A 20,281-nucleotide genomic window follows, 5' to 3' on the forward strand; every position below is an offset into this window, starting at 1 on the left:
ATCCTACCGGCCCACGCGACCCCCGCCCGTTGCCAGGACGCAGTCGCCGTGCTCACCGTCTCGTGGCCTGAGGTCTCCAACGCCCACACCCTGTGGCGCCAGGGCAATCCCCGCGGGATCGCCACGCCCGCCGCCTCCGGCCAGAGGCTTACAACCCACCCTGTGGCGCTCAATCCTCACTGTCCGCTTGGCGGGTATCGCCGCCTAGCGCCTGGTACAACTGAACCTGGTTGAGTAGCCGGTCCAGCGTGTTCTGATCTCGTTCGATCTCGGCGGTACGGCGTTTTTCTTGAGCGTCGAGCCAGAATCGCAACGCGACGGCGCCGCTGCGATAGCGTACCTCGTACATATCTTCTGCTTGCTGCGCCGCGGCCAGGGATTGCGCTAGCAGTTCGCCCTGTGCGCGGAGTTGGGTGCGCGCCGACAGGGCGTTTTCGACATCGGTCATGGCCTGGTATAGCGCTTGACGGAACAGCAGCACGCGCAGTGCGTATTCCTCCTCGGATACCTGGATGCTCAGGCGCATCTGGTTCCAATTCAGAAACGGCAGCGTCAGTCCCGCTCCCAGCGTGCCGACCGGATTTTGCAGCAGATTGCTCAGTGCCGTGCTGGCGCTACCCAAGGCGCCGGTCAGCGTGATAGGTGGATAGAAGCTCGAGCGCGTGGCGTCCGTCTGTGCCAGAGCTTGGCGCAACCGCAATTCGGCGGCACGCAGGTCGGGTCGGCGCGCGAGCAAATCGGCTGGCACCCCAATCGGCACGGTCGGCAGAGTGGTCGGCGGTAGCCGCGGCGGATCGGCCATGGTGCGGTTTGGCGGGCCATCGAACAAGATCGTCAGCGCATTGACCGTCTCGACACGCTGCTGTGCCATCAGGGTCCGGGCAGCCTGCTGGCTGGCCAGGTTCTGGCGCGCTTCGGCCACTTCCAGCGCCGAGGTGCCGCCTGCGTCGTATTGCACTTGCACCAGTTCCAGCGTGCGCTGTGCGTAGGCGATGCTTTCGTCGGCACTGGCCAGGCGCTGGTTGATGAAGGCTGTCTGCCAGTACAGTGTGGCGGTGGTGCCTACTAGTGACAGGGCAGCGCTGGCGCGATCTTGCTCTGTGGCGGCGGCTTCCCATTCGGCAGCGTCAGTTTGGGCCTGCAGGCGGTCCCACAGATCAAGCTCGTAGCTGACGGTCAGGTTGGCATTGTTATTGCGCAGGATCGTCCGGTCGCCATCCAGGTTGCGCTGGCGGCTGATATCGACAGCGCCGCCGAGCGTGGGAAATTGGTCCGAGCGCGCCAGGCCGGCCCGTAGCTGCGCCATGCGCACGCGCACGGCGGCGGCGGCCAGGTCGTTGTTGCGCGACAGCGCCAAGTCGATCAGTTGCGTGAGTACCGGGTCGTCGAAGTTGCGCCACCAGGTGCCGCCGGCGTTGGCCGTGTCCTGCGCCGTGGCTTGCGTCCAGGTCGGCGGATTTTGTACCGCCGGGCGTTCGTAGGGGGTGCGCATCAGGCCGCAGCCGACTAGCGCTAGCGGTAATGCCAGCAGCAGCGCAGTGGCGATGTGGCGCGCGCGGATGAAAGGAGTGTTCATTCTCGAGCCAGAGATTCGACCGGGTCGAGCCGGGCGGCGTTGCGTGCCGGCAGGTAGCCGAAGCCCACGCCGATCAGCGTGGCGCACACAAAGGCGGCCACCATCGACGCGCCGGAATAGATCAAGCGGAAACTGCCGCCGGAAGCCTGCGCCACCAGCACGCCCAGGCCTAGCGATAGCAGGATGCCCAGCAAGCCACCGATCAGGCAGACCAACACGGCCTCGATCAGGAACTGCTGCATGATATCGCTGCGCCGCGCGCCGACCGCCATCCGTACACCGATCTCGCGGGTGCGCTCGGTGACTGACACCAGCATGATGTTCATCACGCCAATGCCGCCCACCACCAGCGAAATGATGGCAATCGCCGACACCAGCAGCGTCATCGTGGCCGTGGTGCGCTCGATGGTCTGCCGGATGGTGTCGCTGTTGAAAACGAAGAAATCCTTGGTGCGGTGGCGCTGCAGCATGAGCTGCGTGACGGCTTGTGCGGCGATCTCGGTGGGCACGGTGTCCTTGACCCGCACGGTAATGCCGCGCAGATGCTGCTGGCCCAGTACACGGCTGAGCGCGGTGGTGTATGGGATCCAGACATTGAGCGTCTGGCCATCGCCGAACATGCTTTCTTTGCGGACCGTTACGCCGATGACACGCGCCGGCACGGCGCCCAGGAAAATCACCTGTCCAATCGGTTCGGTGTGATTGCCGAACAGCGCCTTGCGTGTGTTCTCGTCGATCACGACTTCCTGGGCACGCCGCGTCACGGCTTCGGCATCGAAGAATTGGCCTAAGGCCGGCTGCAGGCCTCGCACGCGAAAGAACTGCTCGCCCACCCCCTGGATCGAGCCATTGACCGACACGTTACGGTAGCGCAGCGAGGCGGTGGTCGACACCTGGGGGGTGGCGCTGTCCACATAGGCTTGGCGCGCCAGCGCGTCGGCATCGGCTGGCATCAGGGTGCGAATAGTGGCGGCTTTTTCGTCACCGAAGTCCTTGCCCGGATAAATGTCTACAGTGTTGGTGCCGATCTCGCTGATGTCGGCCAGGATCTTCTGCCGTGAACCCTCGCCCAACGCCACTACCGACACCACCGCGGCGATACCGATCACGATGCCCAACATGGTCAAGAAGGTGCGCAGCCGGTGCGCGTTCATGGCCAGCAATGCCATGCGCATCGCCTCGCCGACACGCTCTACCTCGGCCAGCCAGGGGCGCGCGCGCTCGCGTGGTGGGTCGGCTCGCACCGGGTCGGTGGACGCCGCGGGCGCGGCGGGCGGCGCCGGTGGCGGGGCGGTGTTGCGGCGGTCCGCCACGATCTGGCCGTCACTGATTTCAATGATGCGGCGCGCATGGTGTGCGACGTTCATGTCGTGCGTGACGATGACGACAGTGTGGCCTGCGTCGTTGAGTTCTTCCAGGATGCGCAGTACCTCCTGGCCGGTATGCGTGTCCAGCGCGCCGGTCGGCTCGTCGGCCAGGATGATGCGTCCGCCGTTTGTCAGGGCTCGCGCGATGCTGACGCGCTGCTGCTGACCACCTGACAGTTGGCCGGGGCGGTAGTCCAGGCGCTGGTCCAGCCCCAGGCGGCGCAACAGGGCCTGGGCCCGATCGCGTCGAATGCCGCGTGGCGTGCCGGCATAGATCGCCGGCATCTCTACGTTGCCCTGCGCAGTCAGGTCGGCCAGTAGATGGTAGCGCTGGAAGATGAAACCGAAATGTTCGCGCCGCAGTTCGGCCAGTTCGTCCGGGGTCATCGTATCGGTCGCGCGGCCATCGACCTCGTATACACCGCGGCTGGGCCGGTCAAGGCAGCCCAGGATATTCATCAGCGTGGATTTTCCCGAGCCGGACGCGCCCACGATGGCCACCATTTCGCCTGCGTCGATGCGCAGGTCCACCTCGCGCAGCACTGCCACGACCTGGTCTCCGGCGGCGAATTCGCGCCAGACGCCGCGCAGGCTGACCAGCGGATGTTCGTCCGGGGTGTCCCGCATGGTCGGCAGCGTCATTGCGCCACCGCGGGGGCAGCGGCCTCGGCAGACACCACGCGTTCGCCCGCCGACAGACCTTCCAGCACCTGGGCGTTGACATTGTTGTTCATGCCCACCTTGATCTGGCGCTTGGTCGGCTCGTTGTCCGTGCCTACCACCTGCACGGTGTAGCGGCCATCTTCGCCGCGCTTGCCCAGCGCGGACGATGGGATGATCAGGGTCTGCTTGGCCTCGCCCAGCACAATGAAGACTTGCGCCGTCATCGAAATGCGCAGTGTCTCGTCCGGGTTGGGCACGTCGAAGAGGCCGTTGTAATAAACCGCCTCGCTGGTCCCGCTGGCGGCAGTTCCGCCACCTGTCAGCGTGCTGGTGCTTTCGTCGCGCTGGATTGAGTCGGGCGCGGGTTCAATGGCGCGCAGGGTACCGTAGTAGCGTTTGTCGGGTTCGCCCAGAATCGTGAAATACACTTTCTGACCCGGTCGCACGCGTGTGACGTCGGCTTCCGAGATCTGCGCTTTGACGGTCATGGTGTCGACCTGTGCCACTTTGATGATGGTGGGCGCGGTCTGGATCGAGTTCACCGTCTGGCCTTCTTTGGTGACGATGGCCACCACCTTGCCGCTCATCGGTGACGAGATGCGGGTGTAGCCGAGGTTGACGCGCGCCGTGTCGACCTCGATCTCGGCCTGGGCGATTTGCGCATCCAGGGCTACGATGTCGGCGCGCGTGACGTTCAGTGTGGCCTCGGCTTGTTCGAAGTCTTCGCGCGAACTGGCATCGCGCGCCAGCATCTGGCGTTGGCGCGCGTAGGCCAGCTCGGCCTGTTTCAGCGTGGCTTGCTTGGCCTGCCGCTCGGCCTTGCGCGTAGCCAGCGCGGCCTGGACGTTGCGCAGGTCGTTCTGCTGGGTCATGTCATCGATCTCGGCCACCAATTGGCCCTGCTCGACTTCGTCGCCCAACTGTACTTTCAGCGATTTTAGTTGGCCCGACACCTGAGCGCCGACGCTGACCTGCCGCACGGCTTCCAGCGTACCGGAGGCCAGCACGCTGTCTTCCATGTCGGCCAGGCGGGCCTCTGCAGTGACGTAGTCGGGCTTGGGTGGTACGCTGAAGAACAGCATCTTGCCCAGCAGCAGCATGGCCACCAAGGCTATTGCGATCCAGAGATAACGTTTTTTCTTGGTTTTACCCAGAGGCTTCGCGGTCGAATTCGTCATGCAAGGGTTTTAAGACGGACGGGGAGGGCAGTGCTGGGCTTCGCCGGGCATAAGGCGATTTGCGCACCACCGCGTATGGTACTCGATGGTGAATGATTCTCATGAACTGCGCATGACTTAAGGGGTATCCGGTGGATGTTACTAAATGACTGACTTGCATATTGAATTTTATTAAATAGAATTAAATTCTTTATAATAAAATTAAAATGATTCCAGTCAGCACGACATATAAAGCCATGCCCAGATATCCCGTACGCCCGCAAAATGCCGCCCATGCTTCCGAAGGCGGGGTAACCGCAGTTGATCGAGCCTTGACTATCCTGGCTGCTTTTCGAGATACGGATCACGGGCTTACGCTGAGCGAGCTGTCCGAGCGGGTGCAACTTGTTCCCAGCACCGTGCTTCGTCTCCTTGCGTCGCTGCTGCATTTCAATCTCGTCACGAAGCGCAACGATGGCCGCTATGCATTGGGTCATGGGGCGGCACAGCTTTATCGCGTGTATGCCTCCTCGTTCAATCTGCAAGATCTCGTTTTGCCCGCGCTTGAGCAGTTGGTTGCCCGTAGCCAGGAGAGCGCTTCTTTACACGTGAGGCAGGGAGATCACCGTTTGGTGCTGTTTCGCGTCAATTCACCACAATCGTTATCCGATCAAAGCCAGGCCGGTGACCTTTTGCCGCTGGAGCGGGGTTCTGGCGGACACGTGTTGCTCGCCTTCGCCGGTGCAACAGGACGCCAATACGATGAAATACGCCAGGCAGGATTCAAGGCATCGCCGATCAGCGACCGGTCACCGGACCTCGCTGGCATATCGGCTCCAGTGTTTGATGCGCAAGGCGGTCTTCGCGGCGCGCTCGTGCTCACCATGCCTGCCCAGCGATACGCCCCGACGCATATTCAAATTGTGTGCGAAGAGGCTAGGAAATTAACGGAAAGATTGGGAGGTAACGTGTCGTGACTTCTGTGTGTTTGGCGCGCCAGCGCAATACCAGCGCGCGATAAAACTCGCTTAGTCGTGACGCAAACGATCTTCGGTCGCGGTCCATTTTTCGTATTCGAACAGGGACCACAGCTGACGATGCGACAGCATGCGATCGGCTGCGCCGGCCGTCGTTCCTGTGCTGGCCAACTCTTTCAGCATTTGCTGCCCCGCGTAGGTAAAGCAGCGGGTTACGGCATTGGGATAGATCGCGAGCGAGAACCCCAGTTGCGTCAATACATCCGCAGGCAGGATCGGTGTGCGGCCGCCTTCGACCATGTTGGCCAATACCGGGACATTCAATCGCCGAGCGACTTCGGCCAATTCGTCTTTATTCTCAGGACTCTCCACAAACAGCACGTCCGCGCCCGCTTCTGCATATAGAGCCGCACGCTCTAGCGCAGCATCGAGGCCCTGGTCGGTTCGTGCATCGGTGCGCGCCACAATGACGAGATCGGGGTCGATCCGTGCGTCGACGGCGGCTTTGATGCGACCGACCATTTCATTGGTGGACACGAGGTTTCTTCCGCCTTCGTGTCCGCACTTTTTGGGCCAGGCCTGGTCTTCTATTTGGATACCGGACACACCTGCTCGTTCGAATGCTCTGACAGTACGGATGACATTCAGCGGGCCGCCATAGCCCGTATCCGCGTCAACGATGACGGGCACCGATACGACGTCGGCCACGCGAGATGCACGATCTAGGACCTCGGAAAAGGACATAAGACCGACGTCCGGCGCGCCCAGTGCGGACATCGACATGCCGGATCCGGTCAAGTACGTCGCTTCGAATCCGGCCTGCTCCACCAGTCGTGCGCCGATGCAGTCGTAGACACCCGGCGCGACCAGCACGTTCTGCGCGGCAAGCCGACGTCTTAGCGCTGCATTTCTACCGGTTGGTTGACGCAAGCCGAGGGGGTAATCCTGATGGTTAATAGGAACGGTCACATGCTCTCCAAAACGAAGTAGTCAGGTTATTTGATATTTTATCTAATAGAATTTAATTTATTCTAATAGAAATACTATTCAATGTTCCGATCTGCTGTCAAGGCGGTGATTCCTTTGAATGCCTCGCGATTCTTTGAAATCCGGTATCGGGGCAGTTCTGGCATGTCACGATGCGTCATCGTGCGCCAGTGTAAAGTTGGGCTTTCCTTTCCTCTGTCTGTATGGCGTGTACCCGTTTTGCGCTTGTCCTTTGCTTGTGCCTCGGTTTGCTTGGAGGCTGCTCCTTGCCTGATCTCTCGGCGCGCACCCCCAGCGTCGCGCTGAGTCAAACCGAAGCGCAGGACACCGCGTTGGGCCGCGCTATTGCGCCGCAAGCCCGACAGCACCCCGGGAAAAGTGGTATCTATGCGCTGCCCGACGCGCACGATGCTTTTGCCGCCCGCGCATTGCTGGCACGGTCCGCGCAAAAGACGCTGGATGTGCAGTACTACATTTGGCGTGGCGACGTCACCGGTACTCTGCTGCTCGAAGAGTTGCGCGCGGCAGCGGATCGAGGCGTACGTGTCCGTTTGCTGCTGGACGATAACGGCACCTCAGGGCTGGACAGCGAGTTGGCGGCGTTGCACATGCATCCCAACATCGAGATCCGCTTGTTCAACCCCTTTGTGGTGCGACAGCCCAAGATCCTCGGTTTTGTGACCGACTTCATGCGTTCGAATCGCCGCATGCACAACAAGTCATTCACCGCTGACAATCAAGCGACGATTGTGGGCGGACGCAATGTAGGCGACGAGTACTTCGGGGCCGCAGAGGCAGTGCTGTTCGCGGATCTGGATGTCATGGCTATTGGAGCGGTGGTCAATGACGTATCCGCCGACTTTGATCGTTATTGGGCGAGTGAATCAGCCTACCCGGTCGACCTGATTCTGCCCAAGGTCGATGCGGCGGTCTTGCAGACACTGGCATCGACTGCGAAAAGCGTGGCTGAATCCCGGCCCGCGGCGGAGTATATGCGGGCGATTAAAGAGTCTGCGTTCATTAGCCAAATGCTGCAAGGGACTCTCGTCTACGAATGGGCCGACACGCGCCTGGTCAGCGACGATCCGGCCAAAGGCCTGGGCAAGGCTGCCTCTGATGCCATGCTGACGTATCAATTGACCGAACTCCTGGGACGTCCAACTCACAACGTTGATCTGATTTCGCCGTATTTTGTGCCCACCGCGGCTGGTGTGGAAGTGTTTACGAAAATGGCGAAAAGCGGCATCAAGCTGCGCGTGTTGACCAACTCATTAGATGCGACAGACGTCGCCGTGGTTCATGCGGGCTATGCCAAGCGGCGCAAAGACCTGCTCGAAGCCGGCGTCACGCTGTACGAGATGCGCAGCAGATTGCCAGAGACCGATCGGAAAGATAAGGATAAAGAAAAAGGCGGGCCCTTTGGTAGCTCAGGTTCCAGTTTGCACGCCAAGACTTTTGCCGTGGATCAGAAGCGGGCATTCGTGGGCTCATTCAACTTCGATCCGCGTTCGGCGCACTTGAATACAGAGTTGGGCTTCGTCATTGAAAGCCCGATCATGGCACGCCAGATCGGGAGCTCCTTCGACAAAGAAATACCCGAGAGCTCATACGAGGTTCGCCTGTCGGAGTCCGGCAAGATAGTTTGGGTAGAGACCCTGGGCGGTCAGCAGATTTATCACGACACGGAACCTGAAACTAGCCTGTTCAAACGTGCCTATGTCGCGTTTCTGTCCGTGTTGCCTATAGAGTGGCTGCTGTAAGTTGAAAGTACTTTCTGCTGTACCGCCCACTGCGCACCCTACCTGCATGTACATGAGGCGATATTAACGAGGCCCGCTGTCCAGCATGCGTTGACCGAGTACTCCGTGCTACTCGCGCGATGCTTGCCAGGCTGTGTTGTCTTGCGTCGCGCCCTCCATGCGCTTGCCTGATACTTGGCCTGTGTATTGCTGGTCTCCCGCGGTGAACTGAATCGCTTCGCCATTGAGGCGTGCTTCGGTAATCGGTATGACGTTGGTGCCGTCGCGCAGCGATCCACTCAGCATTTGATAGCGTTGGTTGAGTACCAGCTCCTTGTCACCGAGCTTCCAGGTGCCGGCGACTTTGGCGGGGACGATCCATTTGTGAGCGTTGCAATAGGCGGAGCAGTTTTCGTTGACTTGGTCGGATTCATCAGGTTGCCAATCACCCATGGTGAATGAGTTGGAGACAACGCGCGTGCCGGGTTTCATTTCCAGGATGATCGGGCGTAAGCGCTCGTTCAGACTGGGCAACAAGAACAACGTCAAGACCGTCGCCTCGGAGAAATCCGACTTGAAAATATCGGCTTGTTCAAATTTTGCCTTGTCGGCGACGCCTTCGGCTTTTGCCGCCTGTTTCGCCAAGGCGACCATGTCGGGGTTGAATTCGATGCCGCGTGCCGTAGCGCCGCGTTTGGCGGCGGTGATAACGGTGCGACCGTCACCCGAGCCGAGGTCGACCAGGCGATCTTCAGGGGTGAGTTCGGCCATTTCCAGCATACGATCGACCAGCGCTTGGGGCGTAGGCACCCAGACCACGTCTTTACCGGATTGACCAACGGTAGGCTCGTAGGTCGAGGTCTCGGTGGTCGCGGTTTGGGCGGCAAGGTTGGCATGCCAGGCCATGGCGCAGAGCGCCGCGGACACTAAGGATTTTTGCAACGTTTGCATGGACGTTCTCCTTGTTAAGAAGGTAAGTCAGTGGGCGTTGTCGTCGCTCGGATCGGCGGCGACAGTGGGTTCAACGGCTTTGTTCCTGAGCAACAAGAGGGGAGTGCCTGCGGCTAGTACGGCGATACCTACCCAGGCCGCTGCGCCGGTGTGCAGCGTACTGGCGTACAGCATGTACAGGCAGGTCAGGCAGAACACAATCGGGGTGATGGGATACAGCGGCACGCGGTAGGGGAGTTCACGCCCGGGATGTCTCCAGCGCAGCACGAACACGGCAAGGCCGATCAATAACAGAAACCCCCAGAAAACGGGCGCGGTGTAGTCCACCATGGCCTTGAAGCCATCGCGGGTGACCGCGCCCATGGCGATCAAGGTCAGGGCGATGGCGCCTTGGACGAGTTGTCCATTGGCGGGGGTTTTGCCGCGGCCGTTCCAGACGCCCATCCAGCGCATGACGGACAGATCTTGCGCCATGGCATAAAAGACCCGCGCGCCGGTAAAGATGGTGGCGTTCAGTGTGGATACCGCGGCCACGATGATGGCCAGGGTGACGACGATTTCGCCGGTGCCGCCGGCGACGCGCCGCATCATGTCGGCGGCCACCGCATCCGAACTGCGCAGTCCGTCCAGGCCGAGTATCGACAGCAAGGCCACATTGGCCAGCACATACAGAATGACCAGAATCAGGGTGCCGGCTACTAGCACTTTTGCGATGTTGCGTGGGGCGTCTTTGAGTTCGCCCGTCAGATAGGCTGCCTCGTTCCAGCCGCCGAAGGTCAACAGGACAAAGATCATGGCTACGCCCAGGGCGGCGGTTTCTGTTGGGGCGGTCGGTGTTGCTGGTGCCGTTTCGGCGGGTGAGCCGAATAATCCAAAAAGAATTACCGCGGCCAGTGCGCCGATTTCGATCAAGGTCACGACAACCTGGAGGGTCTTGCTTTGCGCGGTGCCGATGACGTTGATGCCGGTGAACAGCATGACGGCCAGTGCCGCGTAGAGCGCGGGGCCGTAGCGTCCGAGCGGGAATAGCTGGGAAACATAATCCCCCAGCACAAATGCCACGCCTGCGATGGCGCCCGTTTGAATGACGGTACCTCGTGCCCAGCCAAACAACATGGCGACGGGGCGACCGTAGGCGCGCGATAGAAAATGATATTCGCCACCGGCATGAGGGTGCGCGGCCGAGAGCTCGGCATAACACAGTGCGCCCATCAATGTGACCAGGCCGCCCGCGACCCACACCATGATAAACGCCCATTCAGAGTTGACATTGGCGGCCACGATGGATGGAGTTCGAAAGATGCCTATGCCGATGACGATGCCCACCATGATGATGACGGCGTCAAAGACCGATAGCGTGCTGACGGGTTTGGCCGATGCTGTCTCGGATCGTGACGTGGGTGATGACACCCGTGGCGCGGTCGGGAGGGCAAGGGAGTCCGTACTGTGCTGGGAAGGGCTGTTCATGAATTTGTCAGGTTCTGGACAATCGACCGCCAGCATGGCGGGTGAAACGATGGGGACTAAATCGACTTCAGCAAAGAGAAGCCGAAGGTGTTGATACCGTGTTCGCTACGAATAAAGACGGCGCCACCATGCATGGAAGCAATCGCGCGTACGATGGATAAACCCAGCCCGTGGTGAATGCCACTCTGGGTGCGCGCGACATCGCCACGATAAAAGCGTTCGAATAGACGAGACTGCAGGTCAGGGGGGATCGGGTCGCCATGGTTGGAAACGGAAATCCACGCATGATCGCCGCGCGTTTCAATGGCGACGATGACATCGGTGCCGGTATAGGCATAACGCGCGCTGTTGGACAGCAGATTAGCCAGCGCGCGATGAAAGAGACGCTTGTCGGCGTGTACCTGAGCATCGCCCTCGACGCGCACGACGAGATGGCGTTCGGAGAAGGTGTCTTCGACGTATTCCACTGTCTTGCGCGATTCGGTCAATAAAGAAATGTCGCTGAGTTCCGCGGCACGATGCCCGTTGTCGGCGCAGGACAGGAACAGCATATCGTTGACGATGCTGCTCATGCGTTCGAGCTCTTCCAGATTGGACTCAAGGAGATCTTGCAATGCACCGAGGTCGCGTTCGCGCACGAGAGCGACCTGGGTCTGGCCGATCAAATTGGTCAGTGGTGTGCGTAGCTCATGGGCGACGTCAGCGTTAAAGCCCTCGAGTTGCAGCCAGGCGGCTTCGCGACGTTCCAGAGCGTTGTTGAAGGACACGGCCAACTCGCGGATTTCGGGGGGCAGTCCGACGGTATCCAGGCGTTCACGTGGGTTGTTGGGCGGCAGGAGGTTGGCTTGCCGGCTCAGCTTACGGACGGGACATAGCCCCAGTTTGGCTATCCAGTAGCCCAATATCGCAACCAGCAAAATACCCAGCGCTGACGCAATGCTCATGACCTGGGTGAATTTCTCTTTGGTATCGATATGGGCCGAGGCATCCAGCGCCACAATGAACTCGACTTCGGGGCGATCGCCAGAGGCCGGAATCGCGCGGCTCATGACGGCCCAGACGTTGGCAGGATCACGGACTTTGACGAAACCGAATGGCGCTTTGGGCATCGCCTGGCCGTTTTCCAGCAGGAATGGGCCACCGTAAGCAAACCGGTCGTCAGCGCTCCGTATCCAGTAGCGAACACGGGCGCCTTCTTGGGAAAAACCATCGAGTTTGCGGCGCACGAGCTCCCATTGAGGTTCGGTGTGACGTGCCTCGATCATGGGGTCAAGCAACGTGTGATGAAACTCGAGCTCGCCACGCACTTGCTCGCGTACGGACTCCGTCAGGAAACAATACAGAAAGAACGCCACCCCTGAAAACACCACCGCGGCGGTGATGGCGAACATCGTAGCCAATCGCCATGCAATGGACGTGCGGCGGCTCATGCCTATCATGCGGTGTCGTCCGGTTGGTCACCGTGTCGGTCCTCGAGCACATACCCCATACCGCGCACGGTATGCAGCAGTTTTCGCGAGTAAGGCGCGTCAACTTTGGCGCGCAGTCGTTTGACGGCGACTTCGACGACATTAATGTCGCTATCGAAATTCATGTCCCAGATTTGCTCGGCGATCGTGAGTTTGGACAGAATCTCTCCCTCGTGGCGCGCCAGCAGACTGAGCAGTGAGAATTCCTTGGCAGTAAGCTCCAGTCGCTGCCCGGCGCGGGCGACTTTGCGTGCCAGGAGGTCGATATGCAGATCGTCAATTTGTAGCGTGGTGGGTTCTCGTGCCTCGGTGCGGCGTCGTGTCTGGGCTTGCAGGCGCGCGACCAATTCCGTAAAGGAGAAGGGCTTGGGCAGATAGTCGTCGGCCCCTTTGCGTAACCCGATGACACGATCATCGACGGCGCCACGGGCGGACAACATGATGATGGGAGTGGATTTCTGGCGGCGCAGTTGGGTCAGTACGCCGTGGCCATCCAGGCCGGGCAGCATCAGATCGAGCACGATGGCGTCGTAGTCGAATTCCAGGGCCAAATGCAGGCCATCCACGCCCGTGTCAGCGACATCAACGGTATAGCCGAGCTCGGTCAGCCCCCGCAGAATATAAGAGGATGTCTTTGCTTCGTCTTCAACGACAAGTACACGCATGAGGTGGGATCGCTCTTGTACAAGGGGGAAACAACTCGTACCACGGGAAATCAGTCTACGTAGGCGTGTGGGTCACCGCGCTGACGATACGCTGACATTTTTGTCAGCTACACCGCTATGTCGCGTATTTTGAGGGGTAGGCTTGGCGCCGGCCGATAGCCGATGCCAAGCGTAACGTCCAGTGTAGGCGAATCAGCGGTGTTCGCCATCCAGGTAGAGCCAGTGGCCGTCGACGCGCAGGAATCGGCTGATTTCGTGCAGGCGCGTGGCTCGGCCCGCCTGACGGTAACGTGCGACGAATTCAACACTGGCGTGCTCGGCATCCTGCTGGATGTGCTGCTTGATTTGCAGCCCCAGCCATTTCAAGTCCGCGGGATTGGGGTCGAGTTGTGTTGGTCGCGTATCTGGGTGCCACGTATCGCGTAAATACGACAGTTCGTCCAGGACAAACGCGCTGTAACGCGAACGCATCAAGGCCTCTGCGGTGGGGGCCTGCAGACGTTGCGAGCCACGATGCCATGGCTCGCAGCATCGTGCATAAGTCAGGCCGCTTTCGCACGGGCATGACGGCATGGATCAGGCTACCAGGTCTTGATAATCGGGGTGCCGAGCGATGTAGGCCGCGGCATAGGAGCATACCGGCAGGACGAGCCAGCCACGTTTGCGGGCCGTGTCCAGGGCATGGCGGGTCAGCGCCGCGGCGATTCCCCGGCCGCCAATCGCGCCAGGTACGCCCGTGTGCTGGATGATCATGGTGTTGCCACGCAGTTGGTAATCCAGCACGCAAAGGTGCCCATCCACGTCGGCTTGAAAGCGACCTTGTGCTTCGTCGTGCGTAATGGCAATTGGGGTGTCGGACATAGGGTGCGTGAGATCAACGGCCTGTGAGATCAACGATAGAGCAGCAGCATGACCCAGACTGCGATCATGGCGATCAAGCCCACCCAGCATGACATCCAGAATCCGACGATAGGGACTTTGATGCCGAAGGGGACGCGCTTGGGATCGACGTGGCTGAGCTGTTTGTTGGCATGTGCAAACATACCGAAATTGAATCCGGGGAAGGCCAGGCGAAAGAAGTAATCTTGAAAAATCGTGGTTTTGATGACGAGCGGAAAACGGCGAAAGGATCCGTGCTCGAGCAGCGGGTGCTTGAGCGTGGCATTAATGCGTTCTGTGCGAAAGAAAAACAGCACGAGGCCGCACAAGCAGCAGACGACAAAACATAACGTGACGAGACTGAAAGCGTAGGCGAGTACTTGCGTGGGCATAATATTTAATTGGTAACGAGTGGGCGACGGGTCGGGCGTGGCGGAGCTGGGTGGTATCTAACCCCGTGTCTGCCCTTCGCCGTTCAGTATCCATTTTAGGGTGGTGAGGCCTTCGAGGCCGACTGGACCGCGTGCGTGCAGGCGGTTGGTCGAAATGCCGATTTCTGCGCCCAGGCCGTATTCGAAGCCATCGGCAAAGCAGGTGGGCAGATTGACATAGACGGAGCTGGAGTCGACTTCACGCTGAAAACGCTGAGCCGCGGAGAGGTCTTCGGTCACGATTGATTCGGTGTGGCCGGAGCTCCATCGGGCGATGTGCTCTATGGCTTCGTCGAGCGAGTCGACGATACGCACCGCCAGGATGGGCGCCAGATATTCCGTGGCCCAGTCTTGCTCGGTGGCGGGTTTGGCGGCCGGCACGATGTCACAGGTACGAGGACAGCCGCGCAGTTCGACGCCGTGTGCGGTAAAGGCCGTGGCCAGTCGGGGCAGGATGGAAATGGCGGCGCCGGCATCGATCAGCAGGGTTTCCATCGTGCCGCAAATCCCATAGCGATAGGTTTTTGCATTAAAGGCGATGGTGTGGGCTTTTTCCGGATCGGCGGCCGCGTCGATGTAGACGTGGCAGTTGCCGTCCAGGTGTTTGATCAAGGGGACGCGTGCCTCGCGTGCCAGGCGTGCAATCAGGCCTTTGCCGCCGCGCGGAACGATGACATCGATGTGCTCGGTCATCGTGATGAGCTTGCCGACGGCCGCGCGGTCGGTCGTGCCGACGACTTGAACAGCCTCGGCAGGCAGACCCGCGGCCTGCAGGCCGGTTTGTACGATCTCGCCGAGCGCGACGTTGGAGTGAAAGGCCTCGCTACCCCCACGCAAAATCGTGGCATTGCCGGATTTCAAGCACAGCGCAGCGGCGTCGATGGTGACGTTGGGGCGAGATTCATAGATGATGCCGATGACACCCAGCGGGACCCGCATCTGGGCGACCCTCATCCCGTTGGGGCGGGTGCTGCCTGCCGTGGTGCTGCCGACGGGGTCTGGTAGGCTCGTGATTTGACGCAGACCCTCGGCCATCTGGGCGAGCGATTTGTCCGACAGGGTCAGGCGATCGAGCAGGGCGGGTTCCAGACCGTTGGCGCGCGCGGCCTCGAGGTCTTTGGCATTGGCGGCCTTGAGCGTGTCGCCGCGCTCGAGCAGGGCGTCGGCCATGGCGAGCAAGGCCCGGTTTTTCGCCGCGCCGGTGGCGCGCATCATGGCACGCGATGCGCGTCTGGCGTTCTCGCCCAAGGCCAGCATGGCGGAATCGAGATCAGAAAAGGACATGAACGTGTCTAGCAAGATTTTGTAAGTGGCGCCGCGTTGTGCACCAGCAGATAGGGTTAAGTGTACCTGTTGCGCCCTGATGGGCTGCTGAGGGAGCACACTGGGGCGCCGCGGAAAACCAGGCGTCGGCAGGCGAACCAACGGCACTGGTACCCGTGGTGGCCCTCTTCACGAATCAGGCACGCCTGCCGGCAGCGGCCACGCGCAGAGCCAGCCGGGTCATTTCTTCCCAAGGATCGGATAGGCGGCCGGGGACGGTCAGGCCCTTGATCAGGCGGTCGACCTCGTGGGCGTGCTGGACGGCGACGGGCCAGGCTTTGGCCGGGATGCGTCCCAGGGCCTGCAGGGCCAGTTTTTCATGGGCGCCGAAAATTCGCAGACGGCGCATCAGGGCGCCGGTATCCTGGCCGTTGGCGCGTGCCTCGGCCACACGCGCCAGGAGACGGATCTCGTCGCCGACGGCCCAGAGCACCAAAGGCAGGGCTTCGCCCTCGGCGCGCAGGCCTTCGAGCATGCGAACGGTGCGTGAGGCATCGCCCGCCAGCATGGCATCTCGCAAACCGAATACATCGTAGCGGGCTACGTTGAGCACGGCGCGCTCGACGTCCTCGGCAGCCAATTGACCCTCGGGATAGAGCAGTGCGAGCTTCTGGATTTCCTGGTGGGCCGCCAGCAGGTTACCTTCGACTTTATCGGCGATCCATTGCAACGTCGTACTGTCGGTACGCTGGTTTTGGCGCGCGNGGCGCNCCCCGATCCAGGCGGGCAGGCGGCCGCGCTCGATGGCGGGCAGCTCTACCATGATGCCGTTTTGCGCCAGCGCTTGCGCCCATTTGGTGTCGCGGGTGGCTTTGTCCAGACGGGGCAACGCCACCACAATCATGGTATCGGGGTCGGGCTGCGCGGCGGCCTGGGTGGCCAGTTTGGTCAGCGTATCCGCACCGGTCTTGCCTGGTTTGCCGGTGGGGAGCTTAATTTCCAGAATGCGCCGGTCGCCAAATAGCGAGACGCTTTGAGTAGCGGCAAAGACGGCGCTCCAGTCACTACGCGCATCCATGATCATGGACGTACGGTCGGTATAGCCCGCCTGGCGCGCGGCGGCACGCAGCGCGTCGGTGGTTTCGATAACCAGCAGGGGTTCGTCGCCGGACAGCACGTACAGCGGCGCCAGGCTTTGCCCGGCGCGCTGTAGATGATCGGCCAGGCGATCAGCGTCCAGCTGTTGCCCCATGCGTCACCAATTGCCCGTACCGGGCGACCCGGGCGTCTGCCAGGTTTCAGGCCGCTCGTTCGAAGGCGCGAAATTGGGATCGTAGACCGGGTTATCGGGATTAATGTCGCCGCGTTGGGCTGCGGCGTAGGCCGTATGGACCTCAGGCGCGGTCAGGCGTCGTAGCAGCCGGCTGACGAGAGACTCCTGCATGGATTCGTACAGGGTTTCCATTTGTGCTTGCTTGGCCTGGACGACTTGGTCGTCGTAGGGCATTTCGCGATAGACCGACAAAGTGGTATCGGGCAGGATGGCGATGCCCTTGTTGGTGATCAGACGAAAGGTAAAGATGATACCGAGTTCGTATTCTTCGACGCGGCCTTGTGCATTGAGGGAGACCTCGCGCAACGATCGGTCGTTAGCCACCAGTTGCAAAATGGCGGCCGCCTCTTTGGGTGTGCCGACCAGCTTTGTGTCGGGGGACGACGCCCGGATGGCGCGGCGGACGTCGGCGCCAAAGCGGGTGTTGTCGGGAATGCCGACATAGAGCGTTTCAAAGGGCAGGGGGGTGACGCCGCGCATGGTAAAGCCGCACGCCGCCAGCAGCATGACGGTCGCCAAGCTGACGGCACGCAGCCACCAGCGGGAGCAGTGTTGCGGGCGGGATGGGGCAGAGTGCATGCGTGACCTCTTTTAACCGACGACGTTGACCAGCTTGCCCGGCACGACAATGACGCGCTTGGGCGGGCGACCTTCGAGGAAGCGGGCGACCTCGTCCTGGCCGGCGGCGATTTGCTCGATGTCCGCTTTGGAGGCCTGGGCCGCGACGCGGATCGAGCCACGCAATTTGCCGTTGACCTGGAGCATAAGTTCGATTTCGTCGGCCACCAGGGCTGCCTCGTCGATCTGCGGCCAGGGCGCGTCCAGCAGATCGCCCAGGACGTCCGCGTAGCCCAGGTCGCGCCACAGGAGCCAAGTGACGTGCGGGACGACCGGGTACAGCACGCGCAGCAAGATGCCGAGGGTCTCGGCACGCGCAGCATCCGCCATCACGCCGTCGGGCAGTTCGGCGCCGTCGATGGCGTTCAGCATTTTCATGCATGCCGACACGACGGTGTTGTACTGAATGCGCTGGTAATCGTAGTCGGCCTGCTTGAGTAGGTTATAGACTTCGCGACGCAGGTCTTTGACGGGGGTGGGTGCTTGCGACCAATCAGGGCTGGCCGTCAGGCCACGCGCGACGGTTTCGTGCNGGGCGNGGCCCAGCGACCAGAGGCGGCGCAAGAACCGATTGGCGCCGTCCACACCGGAGTCCGACCATTCCAGCGTTTGCTCGGGCGGACTGGCGAACATGACGAACAGGCGAGCGGTGTCGGCGCCCAGGGTGTCGATGAGCGCTTGCGGATCGACCCCATTGTTCTTGGACTTGGACATGGTGCCCACGCCGCCGTACTGTATGTCGGAGCCATCGGACTTGAGCTTGGCGCCAGTGATGGCGCCCTTGGCGTCGTACTGGTTTTCGACGTCTTCGGGCCAGAAGTACTCGACGCCGCCCTGTTCGGTTTTGCGAGAGTAGATATGGTTGAGCACCATGCCCTGGCACAGCAGCTTGGTGAACGGCTCGCTAAAGTTCAACAGGCCCAGGTCACGCATCACTCGTGTCCAGAATCTGGCGTACAACAGGTGCAGCACGGCATGTTCGATGCCACCGATGTACTGGTCCATGGGCATCCAGTAATCGTTACGGCTATCCACCATGGCCTGATCGTTGCCGGGCGAGGTATAGCGCATAAAGTACCAGGACGAGTCCACAAAGGTGTCCATCGTGTCGGTCTCGCGCCGCGCGGGCTTGCCGCAGCTCGGGCACGAGCATGACAAGAAAGCCTCGTTTTTGGTCAGCGGATTGCCGCTGCCATCGGGGATCAGGTCGTCGGGCAGCACCACCGGCAGGTCTTTTTCAGGGACCGGTACCGGGCCGCAGTCGGCGCAGTGAATGATGGGGATGGGGGTGCCCCAGTAGCGTTGACGCGAAATTCCCCAGTCGCGCAGGCGCCACGTGGTTTGCTTTTCTCCCAAGCCTTGCGGAGCCAGGTCGGCGGCGATCGCATCGACGGCCTGCTTGAATGACAGGCCGTCGTATTTGCCGGAATTGACGGTGCGACCCTGTTGCTTGTCGCCATACCATTCTTGCCAAGCGTCGGTAGAGTACGTCTTGCCCTCGACTGCGACGACTTGCTGGATGGGCAATTGGTACTTTTTGGCAAAAGCGAAATCGCGTTCGTCATGGGCAGGCACGCCCATGACCGCACCGTCGCCGTAGCTCATGAGCACGTAATTGCCGACCCAGACGTCGACAGGCGCGCCCGTCAAGGGGTGCGTGACAGTCAGGTCGGCTCGCATACCGGCTTTTTCGCGGGTGGCGATTTCGGCTTCGGTCGTACCGCCGAGCTTGCATTGCTCGATGAATGCGGCCAGCTCGGGGTTGGACCGGGCGGCGTGCGTGGCCAGCGGATGCTCGGGCGCGACGGCGCAGAATGTGACACCCATGATGGTGTCGGCACGGGTCGTAAAGACGTAGAGCTTGCCGTCCTGGATCAGTTGGCCGTCCGCGCCGGTGATCTGGTGCGGGAAGGCAAAACGCAGGCCCTCGGATTTGCCGATCCAGTTTTCTTGCATGATGCGAACGCGTTCGGGCCAGCCAGGCAAGCCCGTGCGCACTTGGTCGAGCAATTCGTCGGCGTAATCCGTAATGCGCAGGTAGTACCCGGGAATCTCGCGTTTTTCGACGAGCGCGCCCGAACGCCAGCCACGACCGTCGATGACCTGTTCGTTGGCCAGTACGGTGTTGTCGACCGGATCCCAGTTGACGACTTGGGTCTTACGATAGGCGATGCCTTTTTCGAGCATCTTCAGGAACAGCCATTGGTTCCATTTGTAGTATTGCGGATCGCAGGCGCACATTTCGCGCGACCAGTCGATCGCCAACCCCATCGCCTTCATTTGTTTCTTCATGTAGGCGATGTTGTCGTAGGTCCATTTGGCCGGTGGCACTTTGGACTTGATGGCGGCGTTTTCGGCGGGCATGCCAAACGCATCCCAGCCCATGGGCATGAGCACGTTGTAGCCGCGCATACGCAACTGGCGCGCCATCATGTCGTTGATGGTGTAGTTGCGGACGTGACCCATGTGTAGCTTGCCGCTGGGGTAGGGCAGCATGGAACATGCGTAGAACTTTGGCTTTGGGGTGCCATCGGCGTTCTGGGCGTGTTCGGTGACACGGTAGGCGTCGCGCGCCTGCCAGTCTTGCTGGGCGGCGGCTTCGACGGCGGTGGGGCTGTAACGTTCCTGCATGGGCTCGTGCGCGTATCTAGAAAAAGAATAAGGGCCGTCCGGCGCAATGCCACGGACGGTCAAACCGCTAATTATAGAGAGTCCCTGCGTTTGGGGCGCCGAAGGCCG

17 protein-coding genes and 2 pseudogenes are annotated in these 20,281 nt (G+C 61.0%); 2 read left to right on the forward strand and 17 right to left on the reverse strand.

All coding sequences use genetic code 11. The annotated features are described in order from the left end of the window. Positions 1–169: 169 nt before the first annotated feature. From ACNAZS_RS05640 to ACNAZS_RS05650, 3 genes are read right to left on the reverse strand one after another with little or no spacing between them, the layout of a single operon-like run. Positions 170–1,576: an efflux transporter outer membrane subunit gene (locus ACNAZS_RS05640; RefSeq protein WP_415787099.1), complete on the reverse strand. Its 1,407-nt coding sequence runs from the start codon at positions 1,574–1,576 to the stop codon at positions 170–172. Next, the gene (locus tag ACNAZS_RS05645) at positions 1,573–3,585 is read right to left on the reverse strand and encodes a MacB family efflux pump subunit (RefSeq protein WP_415787101.1); all 2,013 of its coding nucleotides are present in this window, start codon (positions 3,583–3,585) and stop codon (positions 1,573–1,575) included. Before ACNAZS_RS05645 ends, ACNAZS_RS05640 begins: the two co-directional genes overlap by 4 nt. After that, complete coding sequence (locus tag ACNAZS_RS05650; protein ID WP_415787103.1) at positions 3,582–4,784, reverse strand: efflux RND transporter periplasmic adaptor subunit; 1,203 nt, start codon at positions 4,782–4,784, stop codon at positions 3,582–3,584. The genes ACNAZS_RS05645 and ACNAZS_RS05650 overlap by 4 nt, the downstream gene beginning before the upstream one ends. A gap of 236 nt (positions 4,785–5,020) precedes the next feature. On the opposite strand from ACNAZS_RS05650, the gene ACNAZS_RS05655 reads away from it, so the two are divergent. Next, positions 5,021–5,740, forward strand: a complete 720-nt coding sequence (locus ACNAZS_RS05655; protein WP_415788819.1) for an IclR family transcriptional regulator — start codon at positions 5,021–5,023, stop codon at positions 5,738–5,740. A gap of 51 nt (positions 5,741–5,791) precedes the next feature. Here ACNAZS_RS05655 and ACNAZS_RS05660 read toward each other — a convergent pair whose 3' ends face one another. Continuing rightward, a complete protein-coding gene (locus ACNAZS_RS05660; RefSeq protein ID WP_415787105.1) occupies positions 5,792–6,709 on the reverse strand; it encodes an isocitrate lyase/PEP mutase family protein in 918 nt (305 codons plus the stop codon). Between the two features lie 221 nt (positions 6,710–6,930). Here ACNAZS_RS05660 and ACNAZS_RS05665 point away from each other — a divergent pair, with 221 nt between their 5' ends. Further along, entirely contained in the window at positions 6,931–8,487 is a 1,557-nt protein-coding gene (locus tag ACNAZS_RS05665) for a phospholipase D family protein (RefSeq protein ID WP_415787107.1), read from the forward strand. A gap of 108 nt (positions 8,488–8,595) precedes the next feature. On the opposite strand, the gene ACNAZS_RS05670 is transcribed toward ACNAZS_RS05665, so the two are convergent. From ACNAZS_RS05670 to leuS, 13 genes and pseudogenes are all read right to left on the reverse strand, one after another. Next, positions 8,596–9,417 carry an SAM-dependent methyltransferase gene (locus tag ACNAZS_RS05670; RefSeq protein ID WP_415787109.1) on the reverse strand — a complete coding sequence of 274 codons (822 nt, stop codon included), beginning with the start codon at positions 9,415–9,417 and terminating at the stop codon, positions 8,596–8,598. 27 nt (positions 9,418–9,444) lie between these two features. Then, positions 9,445–10,884 (reverse strand): APC family permease, encoded by a 1,440-nt coding sequence (locus ACNAZS_RS05675; RefSeq protein WP_415787111.1) that lies wholly within the window; start codon positions 10,882–10,884, stop codon positions 9,445–9,447. 56 nt (positions 10,885–10,940) lie between these two features. Then, positions 10,941–12,314 carry a heavy metal sensor histidine kinase gene (locus ACNAZS_RS05680; protein WP_415787113.1) on the reverse strand — a complete coding sequence of 458 codons (1,374 nt, stop codon included), beginning with the start codon at positions 12,312–12,314 and terminating at the stop codon, positions 10,941–10,943. Positions 12,315–12,319: 5 nt separating this feature from the next. After that, a complete protein-coding gene (locus tag ACNAZS_RS05685) occupies positions 12,320–13,018 on the reverse strand; it encodes a heavy metal response regulator transcription factor (RefSeq protein ID WP_415787115.1) in 699 nt (232 codons plus the stop codon). Between the two features lie 192 nt (positions 13,019–13,210). Continuing rightward, the gene (locus tag ACNAZS_RS05690; RefSeq protein WP_415787117.1) at positions 13,211–13,591 is read right to left on the reverse strand and encodes a YchJ family protein; all 381 of its coding nucleotides are present in this window, start codon (positions 13,589–13,591) and stop codon (positions 13,211–13,213) included. A gap of 3 nt (positions 13,592–13,594) precedes the next feature. Then, on the reverse strand, positions 13,595–13,879 hold the full coding sequence (locus tag ACNAZS_RS05695) for a GNAT family N-acetyltransferase (RefSeq protein WP_415787119.1): 285 nt from the start codon (positions 13,877–13,879) through the stop codon (positions 13,595–13,597). Positions 13,880–13,908: 29 nt separating this feature from the next. Further along, positions 13,909–14,289 carry a hypothetical protein gene (locus tag ACNAZS_RS05700; RefSeq protein WP_415787121.1) on the reverse strand — a complete coding sequence of 127 codons (381 nt, stop codon included), beginning with the start codon at positions 14,287–14,289 and terminating at the stop codon, positions 13,909–13,911. 57 nt (positions 14,290–14,346) lie between these two features. Beyond that, entirely contained in the window at positions 14,347–15,612 is a 1,266-nt protein-coding gene (locus ACNAZS_RS05705) for a glutamate-5-semialdehyde dehydrogenase (RefSeq protein WP_415787123.1), read from the reverse strand. Between the two features lie 175 nt (positions 15,613–15,787). Beyond that, a partial coding sequence (gene holA / locus ACNAZS_RS05710) for a DNA polymerase III subunit delta (RefSeq protein ID WP_415787125.1) occupies positions 15,788–16,355 on the reverse strand: 568 nt, incomplete at its 5' end. Between the two features lie 7 nt (positions 16,356–16,362). Beyond that, positions 16,363–16,843, reverse strand: a pseudogene (gene holA, locus ACNAZS_RS05715) (DNA polymerase III subunit delta); the annotation flags it as partial. Between the two features lie 3 nt (positions 16,844–16,846). Beyond that, positions 16,847–17,503: an LPS-assembly lipoprotein LptE gene (locus ACNAZS_RS05720; protein ID WP_415787127.1), complete on the reverse strand. Its 657-nt coding sequence runs from the start codon at positions 17,501–17,503 to the stop codon at positions 16,847–16,849. Positions 17,504–17,515: 12 nt separating this feature from the next. Further along, positions 17,516–18,074: class I tRNA ligase family protein (locus tag ACNAZS_RS05725; protein ID WP_415787129.1), on the reverse strand; the 559-nt coding region annotated here is incomplete at its 5' end. Between the two features lie 7 nt (positions 18,075–18,081). After that, positions 18,082–20,173 (reverse strand): annotated as a pseudogene (leuS, locus tag ACNAZS_RS05730) (leucine--tRNA ligase); the annotation flags it as partial. Between the last annotated feature and the right edge of the window lie 108 nt (positions 20,174–20,281).

This window comes from Bordetella tumulicola (assembly GCF_965138755.1).
Classification (GTDB): Bacteria; Pseudomonadota; Gammaproteobacteria; order Burkholderiales; family Burkholderiaceae_B; genus Bordetella_A; species Bordetella_A tumulicola.